Annotated in this window: 15 protein-coding genes; all 15 read left to right on the plus strand. The window is 51.0% G+C overall.

What is annotated here, in order from left to right; all coding sequences use genetic code 11:
• The first annotated feature begins 147 nt into the window (after window positions 1-147).
• The 15 genes from FP815_04095 to FP815_04165 all read left to right on the plus strand — a co-directional run bounded on the left by FP815_04095 (window position 148) and on the right by FP815_04165 (window position 17400).
• On the plus strand, window positions 148-930 hold the full coding sequence (locus FP815_04095) for a response regulator (protein MBA3014117.1): 783 nt from the start codon (window positions 148-150) through the stop codon (window positions 928-930).
• 284 nt (window positions 931-1214) lie between these two features.
• Complete coding sequence (gene cooS, locus FP815_04100) at window positions 1215-3092, plus strand: anaerobic carbon-monoxide dehydrogenase catalytic subunit (protein ID MBA3014118.1); 1878 nt, start codon at window positions 1215-1217, stop codon at window positions 3090-3092.
• A 504-nt stretch (window positions 3093-3596) separates the two neighbouring features.
• Complete coding sequence (locus FP815_04105; protein MBA3014119.1) at window positions 3597-5432, plus strand: hypothetical protein; 1836 nt, start codon at window positions 3597-3599, stop codon at window positions 5430-5432.
• Between the two features lie 50 nt (window positions 5433-5482).
• On the plus strand, window positions 5483-5830 hold the full coding sequence (locus FP815_04110) for an STAS domain-containing protein (GenBank protein MBA3014120.1): 348 nt from the start codon (window positions 5483-5485) through the stop codon (window positions 5828-5830).
• Window positions 5830-6195: a response regulator gene (locus tag FP815_04115; GenBank protein MBA3014121.1), complete on the plus strand. Its 366-nt coding sequence runs from the start codon at window positions 5830-5832 to the stop codon at window positions 6193-6195. Before FP815_04110 ends, FP815_04115 begins: the two co-directional genes overlap by 1 nt.
• Before the next feature lie 40 nt (window positions 6196-6235).
• Window positions 6236-8350 (plus strand): chemotaxis protein CheA, encoded by a 2115-nt coding sequence (locus FP815_04120; GenBank protein MBA3014122.1) that lies wholly within the window; start codon window positions 6236-6238, stop codon window positions 8348-8350.
• A 48-nt stretch (window positions 8351-8398) separates the two neighbouring features.
• Window positions 8399-8905: a purine-binding chemotaxis protein CheW gene (locus tag FP815_04125; protein ID MBA3014123.1), complete on the plus strand. Its 507-nt coding sequence runs from the start codon at window positions 8399-8401 to the stop codon at window positions 8903-8905.
• A gap of 93 nt (window positions 8906-8998) precedes the next feature.
• Complete coding sequence (locus FP815_04130) at window positions 8999-10072, plus strand: hypothetical protein (GenBank protein MBA3014124.1); 1074 nt, start codon at window positions 8999-9001, stop codon at window positions 10070-10072.
• 58 nt (window positions 10073-10130) lie between these two features.
• Window positions 10131-11120: a hypothetical protein gene (locus tag FP815_04135; protein ID MBA3014125.1), complete on the plus strand. Its 990-nt coding sequence runs from the start codon at window positions 10131-10133 to the stop codon at window positions 11118-11120.
• A gap of 115 nt (window positions 11121-11235) precedes the next feature.
• Window positions 11236-12063, plus strand: coding sequence for a chemotaxis protein CheR (locus FP815_04140; GenBank protein MBA3014126.1), 828 nt, complete (start codon window positions 11236-11238; stop codon window positions 12061-12063).
• Window positions 12060-12536, plus strand: a complete 477-nt coding sequence (locus FP815_04145; GenBank protein MBA3014127.1) for a chemotaxis protein CheD — start codon at window positions 12060-12062, stop codon at window positions 12534-12536. Before FP815_04140 ends, FP815_04145 begins: the two co-directional genes overlap by 4 nt.
• Window positions 12537-12566: 30 nt before the next feature.
• Entirely contained in the window at window positions 12567-13637 is a 1071-nt protein-coding gene (locus FP815_04150) for a chemotaxis response regulator protein-glutamate methylesterase (protein ID MBA3014128.1), read from the plus strand.
• A gap of 310 nt (window positions 13638-13947) precedes the next feature.
• Window positions 13948-14637 (plus strand): tetratricopeptide repeat protein, encoded by a 690-nt coding sequence (locus tag FP815_04155; GenBank protein MBA3014129.1) that lies wholly within the window; start codon window positions 13948-13950, stop codon window positions 14635-14637.
• An 8-nt stretch (window positions 14638-14645) separates the two neighbouring features.
• Window positions 14646-15872 (plus strand): glycosyltransferase family 9 protein, encoded by a 1227-nt coding sequence (locus tag FP815_04160; GenBank protein MBA3014130.1) that lies wholly within the window; start codon window positions 14646-14648, stop codon window positions 15870-15872.
• Window positions 15859-17400 carry a hypothetical protein gene (locus tag FP815_04165; GenBank protein MBA3014131.1) on the plus strand — a complete coding sequence of 514 codons (1542 nt, stop codon included), beginning with the start codon at window positions 15859-15861 and terminating at the stop codon, window positions 17398-17400. Before FP815_04160 ends, FP815_04165 begins: the two co-directional genes overlap by 14 nt.
• The last annotated feature ends 301 nt before the right edge of the window (window positions 17401-17701 follow it).

Here is a 17701-nt window from a genome sequence, read left to right on the forward strand (position 1 = left end):
AATGCGCCCAGAAATCAGTAATATTAACGAAAAAACAGACAAATAAGTTTTTTTGCGACCTGAACTAGTCAGCGACAGGTCAAAAATCGGCAGGAGATTTTTTGTCACCCCGCGTCACGACGCTTATTTTGCAAGAGGCTCAGTTTAATGAAAAATATTTCGATAAAAATACTTGTGGTGGATGATGAACTGTTTATTCAAGACCTGCTTCGGTCAATTCTTGAATCAAGCGGTCACAAGATAACCGTAGCGAAAAACGGTCTGGAAGCCTTGCGTCTCCTCGCACAGGATGATTACGGCATAGTTTTGATGGATTCCAGGATGCCGGAGATGGATGGATTAACCGCGGTGAAATTCTTACGCGCCTGTGAACAGGGTGATCACCACTCTCTTGCAATTCACCCGGAACTTGCCTCCGCTCTTCACGCGCGAAGAATGGGTACAAGAATTCCGGTTGTGGGTATTACCGCCAATATCGATGATCGGGGAATCATGCTTCGAGCCGGGATGGATGAATTTATTCCAAAGCCTTTCGAGTTGGAGAGATTATTCGATTTGCTTAATAAATTTTGCGGAAAAAGTAAGGATGAAGCGGCTGTCGAGAGAAGAAAGCATTATCGATATGCCATAAAAGATAATTCAGTTTTTGTTTGTGATGGCCAGATAGGCCATGTTGTTGATATCAGTGATAATGGATTAGCAATTACATATATGGACCACCAGCCAACATCTAAAAAGTGGAAAGCCATGTTGTTGAACAAGGTCAACAAGGTATCAATTCCAGATTTGCAATTTAAGATCGCTCGTGTAGGAAAGGTGGGTGTTTCTCAACCCATGGGAGTTACGACACAAACGATAGGTGCTATATTTTATAATCCTGATAGTTCCCAGCAAGACCAGATTCGGCAATTTATTCATGGGCTATCTTAATTCAATCTTTTCGTCATGAGCAAAGTCTCATCTCCTCCATCTTGATCACACTCTGTTCTTTGTGGTCCCTTCTTTTCTTTAGTAATTACACCACTGGTCCCTCTTGTTCTCAACCCTCCCCTCTTAATGACCCTTGAACCTGTTTCTGGCCATTGATTTCCCGGCAGTTAGACGATATGATATTTTTTGCAATAATTGGCTCGATTGATATCGGGTGGCGGAATTTTTTTAGAGAGTGTTTTTGTGTTTTTGAATTGTGAAATCCTGCACCAAAGGAGAATGAAATGGCAACAGCAAAGAAACCTATTGAAGAGAAATCGATTTGGGATGATGCTCGGCAGATGCTGCGAAAGGCGGAACGAGATGGGGTTGAGACTGCTTGGGACCGTTTGGAGCATCAGACACCCCATTGTACCTCCTGCGAAAGCGGACTTTCCTGTCGAAACTGCACCATGGGGCCGTGTCGGATCAGCAAGAAGGCCCCTCTTGGGGTCTGCGGCGCCGATGCCGATGTTGTTGTTGCCCGAAACTTTGGCCGTTTTGTGGCTGGAGGTACTGCGGGGCATTCCGATCATGGCCGAGACTGTATTGAGGCCCTGCATGCTGTGGCGCACGGGCTGACCAAGGATTATGCCATCAAGGATGAGGCCAAACTGATCCGAATTGCCAATGAGTTGGGTGTCAGTACCGAGGGGCGAGCAGTCCTGGATGTTGCCAAAGATTTGAGTGAGGAATTTTATACCAATTACGGGAGTTTGCGTGCTGAGCTCTCTTTTGCGTGCCGGGTCCCTGAAAAGCGAAAGCAGATTTGGAGAAATCTTGGGATTACCCCACGTGGCGTTGATCGGGAGATTGCGGAAATGATGCACCGCACCCATATGGGTTGTGATAACGACGCGGCCAATACCATGCTCCATAGTGCCCGCACCTGCCTGGCCGATGGCTGGGCAGGCTCGATGATCGCTACCGAGATCTCAGATATTCTGTTCGGTACGCCAAGCCCCAGGAAGTCTAAGGTGAATCTTGGCGTGATCAAAGAGGATCAGGTCAATATTTTGGTCCATGGCCACAATCCCATTGTCTCGGAGAAGATTGTCGAAGCGGTCAACGACCATGAACTCATTGCCTTGGCCAAGGAAAAAGGGGCTACCGGGATCAATCTGGCAGGGCTTTGTTGTACGGGCAATGAGCTGATGATGCGTCAAGGGATTCCGATGGCAGGAAACCATCTGATGACCGAGTTGGCTATTGTCACCGGTGCTGTGGAACTCATTGTTGTTGATTATCAGTGCATTATGCCAAGTATGGTAACTGTCGGCAATTGTTACCATACCAAGATGGTTACCACCGCAGATAAGGCGAAGTTTACCGGGGCCGAGCACGTCAAGTTTGAGCTGCACAACGGTTTGGCGCAGGCGAAGAAGGTTGTGCGTATGGCTATTGAGCGTTTTCCCTTACGGAATAACAATCGAGTCGAGATCCCCCAAGGGCCGATTGAGCTGGTCACCGGTTTTTCAAATGAGGTCCTGCTAGCGGCGCTGGGTGGCACTCTGATGCCACTCATCGAGGCGATCAAGGCAGGGAAAATCAGGGGGGCGGTTGCCATTGTCGGCTGCAATAATCCTAAATACAAGCAGGATTACTGCAATGTCAACCTGGCCAAGGAGCTGATTAAAAAGAATATTCTGGTGCTGGTGACAGGATGCGTCACCACTGCGACCGGCAAGGCCGGGTTGTTAGTGCCGGAGGCTATCGAGATGGCGGGGCCAGGACTGCGAGAGGTTTGTGGTGCGTTAGGTATCCCGCCGGTACTGCATATGGGCAGCTGCATAGATAATTCGCGAATTCTGCAGCTTGCAGCACTTCTTGCCAACGAGCTTGGTGTGGATATTTCCGATCTGCCGCTTGCTGGGTCATCGCCGGAATGGTATTCCGAAAAAGCCGCCGCCATTGGCACGTACTGTGTTGCCTCAGGCATTTATACCCACCTCGGTCATCCTCCCAATATTACCGGGTCCGCCATGGTGACTAATCTGGTCCTCGAAGGACTCGATACGCTCCTTGGGGCCTGCTTCGGCATTGAACCTGACCCCTTCATGGCAGCCGAACTTATTGATACCCGGATCAGGCAAAAAAGGAAGGCCTTGGGGTTGAGCGAATAACAAGCCCTGCTTATCAGTTGTCAAGAGGCGTCGAGCAGTCAGAGCTACTCTTCGCCTCTTTGGAGTTTCACTGTCAGGCTGGTACTGTCTGCCAGTTCCAGTTTTTCTGTCTGGTTTAAACTTTTTTCAATTCCCTCCTTGCGGACACGGGGTGTCATGCTGAGATCAGCTTAGATCTTCAGTCGCTTATTTTTCATCTCCAGTTCCTTCTGCCAGTTGACATCTGTCACTTTCGTACCGTTGGATGCAGCCTTTTAGGTATAAGAGGTGGGGCTGATATCCCGTATTTACGCTAGACTCCCCTTGGTGAACGATCCCTGTCACGTCCTTTAAGATCCAAAAGCGATCTGTCTTTCGGTAGATTGCAATTTTCTCTCTTGTTGATAGCTAAAAAAAATTGACAGTGGAAAAACATTCTGCCAGACTAAACTGAGTATTTACACTTATGATTCACTTATCAAAGCCAGCAGAGAGAAAAACCTACTCTATGAATACGTAATCCGCATGCCACCGACGCCGCAACAAATTGCCGATCAAATTCAGCAGTTCCTTGATAACCATCGTCCGATCAGTCATCGAGTCGAGCCAGATTTTATTGGACTCGGAAACTCTCTTCAAACTCTCTATTCCAAAGCAGCAGAACTGACTGATACTATTTACCAGGCTGTTGACCCGATTGGAAACCCGGAGAGCGGCGTGTTAGTTACCCTGCGCGGCCTCGCAGAAGAGTGCTTGGCTGAATTTCGTGAAGGACGTCAGTCCATCGGAACCAATCTTGCGGCAGTTGACTCCATCTTTAACAAACTCTCCACCCTGATCACCCAGACCGGCTCCCTTGAGAAGATAGGTTTGTATCTTCGGCTTATTGGTCTCAATTTCGGTGTGGAATGTGCACATGCCCCTGAGTCAGTCCTTATGTTTTCGATGATGGCAAAAGAGGTGGTGCAATTGGCCGACACAATCTCCCAAGTTGCTACCGGCATTGCCGATGACTGCCACTCAATGCAGCGCATCCAGCAGGATATTCGCAGCGGTATTACTAATGACCTTAACCTGTTGGAATCACTAGCGACGGATGCCGAGCGCGCTGTCGCCGAGGCGGTTGAACAGATTGAGCAGATAACCGGAAAGGTCATGGCAACCCTTGGGGAAGCCTCCTCTTATTCACAGGAAATTTCAGGACAAGTTGGTAAAATTGTTATTAAAATCCAGCTTCATGACAGTATGAGTCAACGCATTGAGCATATCGTCCAAGCATTAACCACAGTGACTGTGACTCTAAACGAGTCCGGCGGCAACGCGACCAATGAAGATCATGATAAGATGCTGGCTGGAGCCTGGAGGATCGTGACTTTGCAATGCGGCCAAATCAAACGGATCATTGAGGAGATTGATGATGCCGGGCAGCATAGTCACTCTGCCTTTCTGGCTATCGATCACAGCGTCGAGTCTCTTGGTCAGAGTTTCACAACCCTTGTCCGCAGCCATAGCGATGAGCCAGGTCCCATCAATCTTCGCCAAGAGGACTCGCTGTTTTTTTTGCAAAACGCACTGTCACGACTCAGCCACCTCATGGCAGATGGTTCAACCATGATTGACAAGCTTCGCGCTAGCGCCAACCAAGTCAGTACTATGGTTGGCCGCTTGAATCATCATATGCAAAGCATAGAAGACATCCGTTTTGAGATGCAGCTCAAAGCCCTTAACGCCATTATTAAGGCAGCGAGTCTAGGGACCACCGGACGCACCTTGGATGTGCTTGCCCAGGAGACTAAGTCTTTGGCTGACCAAGCCCATACCTTTGTTAAAGAGGTAAGCGAAGTCCATCGCACTATTGATCAGTCAGTAAAGCAGTTGCAGACAGAAGACAGCAGTGCCGGGACCTCTCGCGTCCATGGTGATCAGCTTGATCAGGCCATCACTGGCATCACCAACGCCCTGACTCTGTTCAATAAGAAAGCAGAGGATTGCGCTACGGAAGCGGGGGATTTGCGCAGGGTAATTACAACCGCCAACGATGATCTTGAATTTTTGCCCCGATTGGCCGAGGAACTGACTTCCCATCACCAGCAACTCTCGACTATTGCCGACTCCATGGCGAAATGGGGGCAGCAATTCAATGAGCACCAACTCGATGAAGATGCCATCAGTCTTATGCAGCTCTACACGACAGATCAGGAACGTGAACTGCACGCCGCTTTCCTCGGGATCGATAACAACGAGGACTCCACAACCAGTGGGGACAAGACCGTGACTGAAGAAGATGTCTTGTTTTCCCCCAGCGCCCCAGCCAAGAAGAAGGATCAAGATACGCTTGATGACAATATTGAATTTTTTTGAGATGTCAACGTTACGCTTGACATCTCACTCTGCCTAAAGGGAAAGTATCTATGAAATGGAGCATGGGACACGAAGGCCAGGATATGGTCAGACTGAAACTAAGCGGCGAACTTACGTTAGGTTTCGCCACCGAGTTAAAAGAGGCGCTAACGCAAGCATTGAATGCCGCTCCTGAAATCGTCATTGAACTAGAGAATGATGCGGAGGTAGATTTATCGTGTCTGCAACTTTTCTGTGCCGCTCATCAAACGGCCATGTCGTTGGGCTTAAAGATGAGCCTGGCCATGAAACACAACAAACAATTTCAAGACGTAACCTGCTTGGCAGGCCTGTGCCGTGAAAAAAAATGTGCCATCCATCCCGAGATGGGGTGCTTATTAGCCGGAGGATATCTGTAATGGGAAAAATGATCTTGACAGTGGATGATTCAGCAAGTGTGCGGCAGATGGTGAGCTTCACCCTGAAGTCGGCGGGGTATGATGTGATTGAGGCAGTAGATGGGGTGGACGCAATAGGTAAATTGAACTCCGCTAAAGTTAATATGATCATCACTGATCTTAATATGCCCAATATGAACGGTATTGAATTGACGAGCGCAGTCAGGGCTACGGCGGCCAATAAGTTTGTCCCCATCGTGCTTTTAACCACTGAAAGCCAAGACGGCAAAAAGCAGGAGGGTAAGGCGGCGGGCGCTACCGGCTGGATTGTCAAACCCTTCAAGCCGGAGCAACTGCTCGCCGTTGTCAAAAAACTCATCGGCTGAGAAGAAATACTAACCTTAGTTATCCTGAAGAGACCAAACTATGGACGATTCCAAAAGCGTCTTTCGCGAAGAAGCGTATGAACTTTTAGCTGAGCTTGAGACATCCCTTCTGGAACTCGAAGAGAGCCCTGCCGATAAAGAGCTGATTGGTCGGATCTTTCGTGCTATGCACACGATCAAAGGCTCAGGGGCCATGTTTGGCTTTACCGATATATCCTCATTTACTCATGAGGTAGAAACAATATATGACTTGGTGCGGGAAGGGAAGATGGCGGTCTCCCCGGAATTAATCAACCTGTCTCTGTCAGCCCGCGATCAGATACGTGCGATGCTTGATTCCTCGGTCTCAGGCGCGTCGGTGGATACGGCTGTATCAGCCAGGATTATCCATGAGCTTTCCGCACTCCGCAACCAGTGTCAGCCCCCTCCTCAGCAGGCAGCTAATCCGGTCATTGAAAAACATCCGGTTTCACCTGTTTCGGTCTCGCCCGGAGAGATGGCTACTTATCGAATTCGCTTCAAACCCCATCAAGATCTGTTCCGCTCCGGAACCAACCCTGTTCTCCTGCTCAATGAACTCAGGGAGCTGGGAACATGCAGCATCATCGCCCGTACTGACCATGTGCCACAACTGGAGGATCTTGACCCTGAGGGCTGTTTCCTTTGTTGGGATATTATTCTGACCTCAGACCAGGGAATTGATCCCATCCGCGACATCTTCATTTTTGTAGAAGATCTTTGTGAACTTACTATTGCCGTTATTGACTCTGGCGCGTCATTTGACGACATCGGTACCCCCAAGAAAATCGGCGAAATCCTGGTCGAGCGGGGTGATGTCTCTGAAGAGGTTATGGGCAAAATGCTCCAAGCCCAAAAAAGGATCGGTGAAGTGCTTGTAATGACGAAGGTCATCTCGAAAGACTCCCTGGATGCGGCGTTGGTGGAGCAACAACATGTTAAGGATGTAAGGGCTAAAACTCAGCAGGACACTACCACCAGCAGTATCCGGGTCGATGCCATCCGTTTGGATGGACTGGTTAACCTGGTCGGCGAACTGGTGACCGTGCAGGCCCGCCTCTCCCAGCGGGCAGAGGAGGGCATGGATCCAGAACTGCATGCCATCGCCGAGGAGGTCGAACGGTTGACCGGCGAGTTAAGAGATAACACTATGGGGATCAGGATGATGCCCATCGGCACGATTTTTTCGAAGTTCAAACGGTTGGTGCGTGATCTCTCCCGGGAACTCGGCAAAGAAGTAGTGATGACTACCGAGGGTGAGGATACGGAACTGGATAAGACCGTTATCGAAAAATTAAACGACCCCTTTGTTCACCTTATCCGCAACAGCATTGATCATGGCATTGAGATGCCGGCAACTCGAGTGGCGGCTGGTAAGACCAGTCAAGGAACGGTCCATCTCTCAGCCATTCACTCGGGGGATTCGGTTATCATTGAAATCATCGATGACGGCGCCGGCCTGGATCGAGAAGCCTTGCGGCGCAAGGCCATTGAAAAGGGACTGATTTCTGAGCAGAGCGCCAACACCTTAACTGATCAGGAGATCGACCAGATCATCTTCATGCCCGGATTCTCTACCGCCAAGACGGTTACTAATGTCTCGGGCCGGGGAGTTGGTATGGATGTTGTAAAACGTGGCATCGAGTCGCTGCGCGGCTCGATTCAGCTCAGCAGCGAGCCAGGACTCGGCTCCGTAGTCAGGATCAGACTGCCGCTGACGCTCGCAATTATTGAGTCCTTGCTGGTCAAGATCGGTGAGGAAAGCTTTGTCCTCCCCTTAGGTGTGGTGGAAGAGTGCATTGAGCTGAGTAGGGATTCGGCACAAAAGAGCCATGGCCGAAATATGGTCAATGTTCGAGGTCATCTAGTGCCGTACATCCCTTTACGGGAAAGTTTCAGCATTGGTGGTGAACTACCTGAGATTGAGCAGATTGTGATCACTAATGTTAACAATACCAAGGTCGGTTTTGTAGTCGATAATGTTATCGGTCAGCACCAGACGGTTATCAAGACCCTTGGCCCGTTGCACCGCGATGTGCGAGGCATCTCTGGCGCCACTATCCTGGGTGACGGGTCGGTGGCGTTGATTCTCGATGTCCCTCAGCTCGTCTTGGCCGCTACAGCTAAAACCATATAGCGGTACGGTTTAAATATAAACGATATGCCCACAGAGGGAGGGAAGAGGATGGGGGACGAAGGAAGCAACCAGACCAATCAATACCTGACTTTCAGACTCGGGGAAGAAATCTTTGCCATTGAAATTGGCAAGGTCCGTGAAGTGTTGGATTTTAGCGCCGTCACCAAGGTGCCGCAAACACCGCCATTCATGCGCGGGGTCATTAATCTTCGCGGTAGCGTGGTGCCGGTGATGGACATGAACTTGAAATTCGGGCGATCAAGCACCGAAAAAACGGTCAATACCTGCATCATTATCGCCGAGATTACGGTGGACGGAGAGACTACCATTGTTGGCGCTTTAGCCGATTCAGTGCAAGAGGTGTTGGATATGGAACCGAGCCAGATTGAGCCGGCGCCTAAGATCGGCACCAAACTCAACACCGAGTTTATTAAAGGCATGGGCAAGACCGGCGACACTTTCATCATGATTCTGGATATAGATAAGGTGTTTTCGGTTGAGGAAATGGACCTGATTGGGACCACTGCCACGATGGTCGAACCGGCAGTTAAGTAGTGCCAGGGCTTTGGACTAACAAATAATTCATTTTAGTGAACCTGCGATTAGCTCACGGGGATACCATAACCGGTCATTTTAGGGAGGGAAACCATGCGATTTACGGATTTAAAGGTGGGTAAGAAGTTGACGATAGGGTTTGTCGGTGTTGTGTTGCTCTTGGGTGCAGCCATTCTTTACCAGCTTTTCACAATGCAGCGTCTTGCTAAATTACAAGATGAGGGGGGGGCTCTGACTGTCGAAGTAGTTGAAACCGGTGCAATTATGGAACGAATGACCGCATCGTATGGGATCATGGCAAACGCAGTAATCAACCGCCACCTTGACGAGACCAGGAAGGAGTTTGCTGAGCTGAAGATCCAGGTCGAAAAAGACATGGCCCAGCTTCGAACTTTAGTTGATACCGCTGAAGAGAAGGCAGAGGCCGAGATAGTGGACAAGGCCTACCACGCCTATCTTGGTATCTTCGAAAATGAGATGCTGCCGATTCTGGAACAGAGTATTGATGTCAATGTGATCTTTGCCAATACTTTAACTCTGAATCAGGCAATGGCGGGCGTCTCTGATCTCTATGCCATCATCGCCGATGCTGTGATTAACCGCGACCTTGCCGCCAGCCGCAAGGAATTTAACGCGGCTAAGGCCGAGAGCTTCAAGGCGATGGAAGAGGTCCGGGATATTGCCATTTTGGGCGAGGAGAAAATCTGGGCCGATGAGTTCATTAAGGCTTACGGCGGTTTTATCGCCCTGTTCGAGGATGAGATGCTGCCGCTGCTGAGCCAGGGTGACATGGCCGACCTTGCGCAGATCCGAGTCCTTGATGATAAGATTGACTTGGCCCGCTCCGCCACTGTCGTGCCTTTGGCCAAACTTATTGCCGTCCATAAGCAAGAGGCCCAAAAAGGGGTTCAGGATACCGAAAAAATACAAGAACTGGACGGTAAGCTTGACGAGAAACTGATTGAAATGGATGAATCTCTGGAGAAAATTATTACCTTGTTCAGGGGCAAGATGATAGAGGGTGACACGGCTTTTGACACGGCCCGTGCCACTGCCATGGTTATCGCTATTATCCTCTCGCTGCTGGGCGTGATCGCTGCCGGCATCATTGCCACTCTCATTACTCGCAGTATTGTCACTCCGTTGAACGAGGCGGTTAGCGCTTAATCAGCGCCTCGCGGATGGTGATCTTAACCTCCAAGTTAATGCCGACCGACAGGACGAGATGGGCGACTTATTGAGCGGGATCAAGACCATGGTTATTAAACTGCGCGAGATTATGGTCAATGTCCGAGGGGCGGCCGATAATGTTGCCTCCGGTTCTCAACAACTTAGCTCCAGTTCTCAGGAGATGAGCCAAGGGAGCACTGAACAGGCGGCCGCAGCTGAGGAGGCATCATCGTCGATGGAAGAGATGAGCGCTAATATCCGCCAGAATGCCGATAATGCCATCCAGACCGAAAAGATCGCCATCAAGTCTGCCGAAGACGCTAAGGAAGGCGGCAAGGCAGTGGCAGAGGCGGTCACTGCTATGAAGGATATCGCCAGTAAGATCTCCATTATTGAAGAGATTGCCCGTCAGACCAACCTCCTGGCCTTGAACGCGGCAATAGAAGCAGCCCGGGCCGGAGAACACGGCAAGGGCTTTGCTGTTGTAGCCTCCGAAGTGCGTAAGCTCGCCGAGCGCAGCCAGAACGCCGCCGCCGAGATCAGTAAACTCTCGGCCAGCTCTGTTCATGTTGCTGAAACGGCGGGACAGATGCTCGGCAAGATGGTGCCTGATATCCAACGCACTGCCGAACTGGTTCAAGAAATAGCCGCCGCCAGCAAAGAACAAGACACCGGCGCCGAACAGGTCAACAAGGCTATCCAGCAACTCGACCAAGTAATCCAGCAGAATGCCGCAGCCTCCGAGGAGATGGCGGCCACTGCCGAAGAGTTGAACTCCCAGGCGGATCAACTCCAGTCAACAATCTCCTTCTTCAAGATAGACGAGACCCATACCAGAAAACACCAAAATCGAGGTCCAGCAAAAAGTCAGCGGAGTTCCCAGAAAAAGCACGCCGCGATTTCCCACATCAGTGCCACTTCAACGCACCACAAAGGAGCTGCCAGCTCCTCAAGTTCCGGGAAGTCCCCAAATGAGCGGCAGGGAATTTCTCTCGAAATGAACTCAGGCCATGATCACCTTGATGAGGATTTTGAGCGGTACTAAAGCCAGTTTCTCTTTGGCGGGGAGCAGTCTCAGGGTCTTTTCCCCGTCAAATTTCCTTCACAATACCTGACCTCCCACTACCAGGTTTAATTCCAACAAGAGATTACCAAGCATAATGGATTTTTCCGATGCCGATTTTGACCGCCTAAGCACATTCCTGCAGTCAAAGTTGGGGATTAAATTGCCTGAGTCCAAACGGACCATGCTTTCGGGTCGATTAACCAAAAGACTGCGGATCTTGGGGCTTACCTCGTTCGCTGCCTATTGCGATTTTCTCTTCAGTGCAGAGGGGCAAAAAACGGAACTGATCCCCCTGATGGACACGGTCACCACCAATAAAACCGATTTTTTCCGGGAACCAGCTCATTTCGCTTATCTAACCGGTACTGTGCTGCCTAGTCTTATTTCCAGAGGTGAAAAACACTGTCGAGTGTGGAGTGCTGGTTGTTCCACAGGAGAGGAGCCATATACCCTGGCCATGGTCTTGAGTGACTATCGGCACAGTAATTCCGCCCGTGGCTTTTCTTTCGAAATCACAGCGTCAGATATCTCCACCAAGGTTCTTGAGATCGCCAAACGTGCCATCTACAGCGAAGACAAAGTTCATCCGATTGCCATGGATATGAAGAAACGATACCTGCTCAAAGGCAAAGGCCCGAACCTGGGCATGGTGAGGATCGTACCAGAGCAGCGGGCTCTTGTCCGATTTGGGCGTTTGAACTTCATGCATGATGATTTCAGAATGCCGGTCAGGCAGCAGGTAATATTTTGTCGTAATGTGCTGATCTACTTTGATAAAGAGACTCAAGAGATGGTCATCAACCGGCTCTGTCAGTATCTGGTCCCAGACGGGTATCTTTTTCTTGGCCACTCCGAGTCAATTATGGGGTATAAGGTGCCGTTGATCCAAGAAGCATCGACAATCTTCCGGAGACTGGCATGAGTACAGGCTCCTTGTCTCTCGCCGCCAGATTCCTCAAACCCGGAGAAATAGCGTTTCTGAGCAAACCAACAATTGTCACCACCATCCTGGGCTCTTGTGTAGCCATAATTCTGTATGACCCGCAATCCTGCTTGGGGGCGATCTGCCACGCCGTATTTCCTCAAAGTGCTGGGGAGCAAGATTTAAAATATGTCGATCAAGCCCTCAGTCGCATGTTAGTATATTTTGATCGGCGGGCCATCAAGCACAGTCAGATCGTGACTAAACTCTTTGGTGGAGCCGATATGTTTTGCAAGGGCAACCATGGAGTCGGCAACAAGAACGTCGACGCTGCCCTGCGGCGTATCGAAGAGGCTGGTTTATGCCTTACCGCCTCCGATGTGGGGGGGGGGCAAGGCCGCAAGCTCTTATTTAAGTCTTACACCGGTGAAGTTTTTCTGAAAAAATTCCATGCCAAAGACTCTTGCCTATAATACGCAAAATCATTGTGATGTTACTTTATGATTAAAAAGATAAAAGTGTTGATTGTCGATGACTCCGCCGTGGTCCGTCAGACCCTGACTGAGATCTTGTCGTCAGACCCTGGTATCAAAGTCATGGCGGCAGCCGGGGATCCCTTTGTCGCCGCCCAAAGGCTTCGTGAAGAAGTGCCCGATGTCATCACCCTGGATGTCGAAATGCCGAGAATGGACGGGCTTACTTTTTTAAAAAAAATCATGAGTCAGCACCCGATTCCGGTGGTGATGTGTTCCAGCCTGGCCGGCAGTGGATCCGAGACTGCCGTGAAGGCCATGGAGTATGGTGCCGTTGACATCATCCCCAAGCCTCGGGTCGGGACCAAACAGTTTCTGGAGGAATCCCGGATTCTGATCTGCGATACGGTCAAAGCGGCAGCCCAGGCCAGAGTAAGGCCTTTTAGGCCTCGGACCATCTCCGTGGAACCTAAGTTGACCGCAGATGTTGTCCTTGCCAAGCCAAGCTGCAAGTCCATGATCCAGACCACCGAGAAAATCGTGGTGGTCGGCGCTTCGACCGGCGGGACCGAGGCCCTTCGTGACTTCCTGGAGGCGATGCCGGCAGATACTCCTGGCATTGTTATTGTTCAGCACATGCCAGAAAATTTTACTGCGGCTTTCAGTAAGCGTCTGGACTCACTCTGCAAGATCACGGTTAAGGAGGCTGAAGATGGGGACACCGTAGTCCGGGGACGAGCCCTGATCGGCCCCGGTAACCGGCATGTGCTCTTAAAACGCAGCGGTGCCCGCTACTATGTTGAAGTGAAAGATGGACCACTGGTTTCAAGGCATCGTCCTTCAGTAGATGTTCTTTTTCGTTCGGCCGCCCGCTATGCCGGTAAGAACGCAATTGGTGTAATTATGACCGGCATGGGCGACGATGGAGCTAAGGGGATGTTGGAAATGAAGGAGGGCGGCGCTTTCAATTTTGCTCAGGATGAGGCGAGTTGTGTCGTTTTTGGCATGCCGAAGGAAGCCATAAAATTAGGCGGCGTTGATCGGGTGCTGCCGCTTGAATCCTTGGCAGCAGCGGTTCTGCGGGAGAGTAATAATGGATGATAATTTCATCTATTTCTGTCTGAATAAACACATAATGTTGAACGGGACTTGTGACTATAAAGGAGTGTAACAGTTCACCAGGGGCACCGAAACTACAGGTAACCCCGGAATTGTAAACGTCACAGTGCTGCTGAACGTTTACAAAGGAGTATAGAACTAGGTTGTTTTCAGTTAGGCCTGATTGTCTGGTCATTGATTTCCTGGCGGTTAGAAGATAAGATATTTTTTTGGGGAGGAACCGAGTCGTAAGGAGGGTTGCTGCGTCTTGGGCATTAATCCTCATCATCTCAATCAGATCAAGGAGATTGTAATGCGCAGCATGAAACGTGCTCTATTCTATTTTGTTGTCGCTCTGTTTACGGTCTCCTGCGCGGGGATGTCACTGTTCTCCGGCGCCAAAGGCGAGTTTGATGCAGGCCTTACCCTTTTCAACCGGGGGGTGTATGATCAGGCTGTGCCTCATTTTTTGAAGGCCACGGAACTTGATCCTGAGTTTGATCAGGCCTATCTTTATCTTGGCCGTTCGTATCTGAGCCTTGGCCGGTGGGGTGACGCCGTTCAGCCGTTACGGACCGCTTACCGCTTGGCCCCGGCAGAGACACAGAAGGAGATTGGCTCCATCCTCTTTGACGCCCTTCTGTCCACCGCGGTGGGGGATCTGAAAAAAGGTGAGTTTCTGCCTGCGATCGAGCATCTTCGCGAGGGACTTGCTCTGAACCCCTCCTCTCCTCAGGCAAAAAATGAATTGGCTGGCGCCTTTGTTGGTTATGGCGGCGCCCTTCTTCGTGATGGCCGGGTGACTGATGCCATTAGCGCTTTTCAGCAAGCTCTCGGAGTTGCGCCAGGATCTTTGGATGCCTACCTGGGTCTGGCCAAGGCATTCATGAGTCAGGGAGAGCCTGTTAAGGCCAAGGAGGCTGCTGATTCCGCCATCCGTATCGCTCCGGGAAAAAGCAGAACTTTGAACGACATGCTGGAACGAATTGGAACTCCCCGCTGATATCTGCCATGACTCCTGACCAGATGCGAAATATTGATCGGTATTTTGGGGTGCCGATTACCTTTATGGTCACTCTGCTGCTGACGGTTTGGCAGATTCTTTTTCGACCTCAGGGGCAGAGGCCCAAGCGGATACTCTTTATCGAGTTGTCCGAGATGGGGAGTACGATCCTTGCCGACCCGGCCATGAGAAAGGCCCGCGATCATTTCCTGGCCGAGCTTTTTTTTGTTATTTTCACCAAGAATCGTCCTAGTCTCACTCTGCTCCAGACCATCCCTGATGCTAATATTTTTACTATTGACCAAACCTCTCTGGGGTCGATACTGACAGATGTGGTCAGATTTCGTTTTTGGTGTGTCCGCAACCGGATTGATACCGTGGTCGATCTCGAACTCTTCTCCCGGTTTTCTACCCTGCTTTCGTGGCTGAGCGGGGCGGTGAACCGGGCAGGGTTCTATGCCTTTCACGATGAAGGTCTTTATCGGGGCGAATTGTTGACCTGTCGTGTCGCCTATAATCCTCATATTCATATCGCCAAAAATTTTGTCTCCCTGATCAATGCCTTGGCTGCCGCCAAGCCTGAACTCCCTTTTTCCAAGAAGGAGGTGCCAGACTCGGAGATTGTGCTGCCGGTGGTAAAACCTGGACTCCCTGCTCTTGCCGCCATGCGGGACAAGATCAAGATGGTTGCGCCTCACTATGACGAAACAGCGCATCGTTTGGTTCTGATTAATCCTAATTCGAGCGAGTTGCTGCCTCAGCGGCGCTGGTCGCCGGAGAATTATCATCACCTGATCAGCGAAATTGTAAGTCGCTACCCAGATATTTTGGTCCTGATTACCGGGGCGCCTTCTGAGCTGCCCGGGGCCGAAGCCCTGGTTGCGGCTATCAGTCATGAGCGGTGCGTCAATCTGACCGGTCATTTGATTGTCGAGGAGTTACCCGCGCTTTATACCCTTGCGGCCTTGATGGTGACCAATGATTCAGGCCCTGGGCATTTCTCGGCGATTACCAGAATGCCCACTATTGTTCTCTATGGTCCCGAGACCCCGAAATTGTATGGATCGCTTGGGAATGTCCATTGTTTGTATGCTAATCTTGCCTGTTCACCGTGCGTTTCAGCAGCCAACCATCGCAAGACTTCCTGTGTGGATAATGTGTGTCTGCAGGCAATTACTCCGGCGATGGCGCTTTCCTCGGTAAGGGAGATTCTCGAAGGTCATGGGCACGCATAAGCTTGTAAATACCCTTTTGGTTGTGTTGGCCATTGCTCTAGGGGCATGGCAATTTGGTTTCTTTGATGGAGACTCTGGGAACAAAGGCGGCAGCGCCGCCAAGGTCAAGAGCAATGTGGCGGAGAAAGGGGCTACTGAAACATCAGATGCTCACGACGGGAGGAGGCCGGGGTTAAGAAAACCGGTAAGGAAACCACTTGGCAAGCTTGCTGGGATGCGAACACCAGCTCCTGAAGAAGAGTATGTCCCTCACGGCGGGGAGGCCCAGGAGGGCGACCCTGTCTCTGTTGGACCCGCAAATCCTGGTCAGCCTCTTGAGGTACCGGTTGTGGGTGGAGAAGCGTCTGTCAGCGGCAAGGAGGTGGGGGCGGGGCAGCCGATGATTCAGGAGGAGTTGCGCTTTGAACTGGAACGTATCGGCGCTATTGTTGATGCCAAAGAACGACAGACTGCTTTGCGTGTTTTGGGCAAGGACCTGGGCCAGCAAATGAACGTGGAGCTTGCAGTCCAGACCCTGGCCACTCTTGGCCAATACGATGATCAGGCGGTCTTTGCCAGAGAGGTGATTGTGGGGATGCTGGGAAATAAGAATCCGGCAGCCGCGGCTCAATTGCTTGCTCAGGCCGGGATCTCGCAATTGACTATTGATAACGCAGGCATGATCGGCAACGTGTGGGGCGGGATTGATCCTCAGTCCGCGTTACAGTGGGCTGCAACCTTGCCTCAGCCGAACATGACCAGACTGGCCTATAATGAGATTGTGTATAGTTGGGCAGCCAAGGATCTTAACGGGGCTTATCAGTGGACAGCACAAGTTGCCGATCCGGCGCTTCGCAACGATCTTTTGGTTAGGGTTGGTCGGGCCTTGGCCCAGAATGATCCGATGGCTGCGGCCCAGTGGGCGGTGCAGTTCGATGACCAACGTTCGCAGAGCGAAGTTATGTCGGCTGCGGTACAGCTTTGGGCGGTAAAAGATATGGCTGCAGCCACGAGTTGGGTTGACCGTTTGTCGGCGGGCGCCACCAAGGAACAGACTATTAATGCCGTTGCCAGGCTGTGGGCGAAGACCGATCCTGCCTCGGCGATTGATTGGGTTTCGAAGACAGCTGCCCCGGAGTCACGAGAGAACATCCTTGGCGAGATCGGATCAGTCTGGTCTCGGCAGGATCCGGTGGCGGCAACACAGTGGGTTGAGAAGTTGAGCAATCCTCAGGTTAGGGAGCAGGCTTTGTTTACCACTACCTCCCAGTGGGCTCGGCAAGATCCGGTTGCAGCCATGGACTACGTTGCCAGCCTGCCTGCCGATCATGCGAAAAGTCAGGCCGTCACGGGTGTGCTGCGGTCGTGGGCAAACATTGATCCTGTCGCTGCTGTCAATTGGGTCGGAGGGGTCAGGGATGCCGGGTTGCAGAGTGGCTATTACGAGTTGGTCGCTGCTCAGTGGAAGGGTGTGGATCCGGCTCAGGCAGCCCAATGGATTGTGAACTCCAATCTGCCCGTAGAGATCAAAGAGAGATTGCTGCGCTAGGGGGGTGGGTGAACAACCAGTGTGTCGAAGAGGTCAACTAATCCCCTAGGCTGGAGGGGATTAGTTGACACAGGCTTTGCTTCTAGGACTATCTAATTCGGCAAAACCAATTTAAGTTTGATGGCGTCGCAAAAAGTCCGATCTACTGCGTTGCAGCATATTTTTGCTCATTCGGCACACCATATGTGTGGCCTCATTCACAAAAACACCCTGCGCCTTGTATATCGGCCCTTTTGCTTAGCCATCCCGTGATTTTTTGCGAGATTATCAAGTTTGGTCACGGCTATTTCTTGCTTACCGG

Source organism: Desulfobulbaceae bacterium (assembly GCA_013792005.1).
Classification (GTDB): Bacteria; Desulfobacterota; Desulfobulbia; order Desulfobulbales; family VMSU01; genus VMSU01.

Coding starts and splice junctions, on each gene's coding strand:
- FP815_04140 (MBA3014126.1), top strand. CDS start 11,236: ATGGATTTTTCCGATGCCGATTTTGACCGCCTAAGCACATTCCTGCAG.
- FP815_04155 (MBA3014129.1), top strand. CDS start 13,948: ATGCGCAGCATGAAACGTGCTCTATTCTATTTTGTTGTCGCTCTGTTT.
- FP815_04160 (MBA3014130.1), top strand. CDS start 14,646: ATGACTCCTGACCAGATGCGAAATATTGATCGGTATTTTGGGGTGCCG.
- FP815_04125 (MBA3014123.1), top strand. CDS start 8,399: ATGGGGGACGAAGGAAGCAACCAGACCAATCAATACCTGACTTTCAGA.
- FP815_04145 (MBA3014127.1), top strand. CDS start 12,060: ATGAGTACAGGCTCCTTGTCTCTCGCCGCCAGATTCCTCAAACCCGGA.
- FP815_04120 (MBA3014122.1), top strand. CDS start 6,236: ATGGACGATTCCAAAAGCGTCTTTCGCGAAGAAGCGTATGAACTTTTA.
- cooS (MBA3014118.1), top strand. CDS start 1,215: ATGGCAACAGCAAAGAAACCTATTGAAGAGAAATCGATTTGGGATGAT.
- FP815_04105 (MBA3014119.1), top strand. CDS start 3,597: ATGCCACCGACGCCGCAACAAATTGCCGATCAAATTCAGCAGTTCCTT.
- FP815_04110 (MBA3014120.1), top strand. CDS start 5,483: ATGAAATGGAGCATGGGACACGAAGGCCAGGATATGGTCAGACTGAAA.
- FP815_04135 (MBA3014125.1), top strand. CDS start 10,131: ATGGGCGACTTATTGAGCGGGATCAAGACCATGGTTATTAAACTGCGC.
- FP815_04165 (MBA3014131.1), top strand. CDS start 15,859: ATGGGCACGCATAAGCTTGTAAATACCCTTTTGGTTGTGTTGGCCATT.
- FP815_04095 (MBA3014117.1), top strand. CDS start 148: ATGAAAAATATTTCGATAAAAATACTTGTGGTGGATGATGAACTGTTT.
- FP815_04130 (MBA3014124.1), top strand. CDS start 8,999: ATGCGATTTACGGATTTAAAGGTGGGTAAGAAGTTGACGATAGGGTTT.
- FP815_04115 (MBA3014121.1), top strand. CDS start 5,830: ATGGGAAAAATGATCTTGACAGTGGATGATTCAGCAAGTGTGCGGCAG.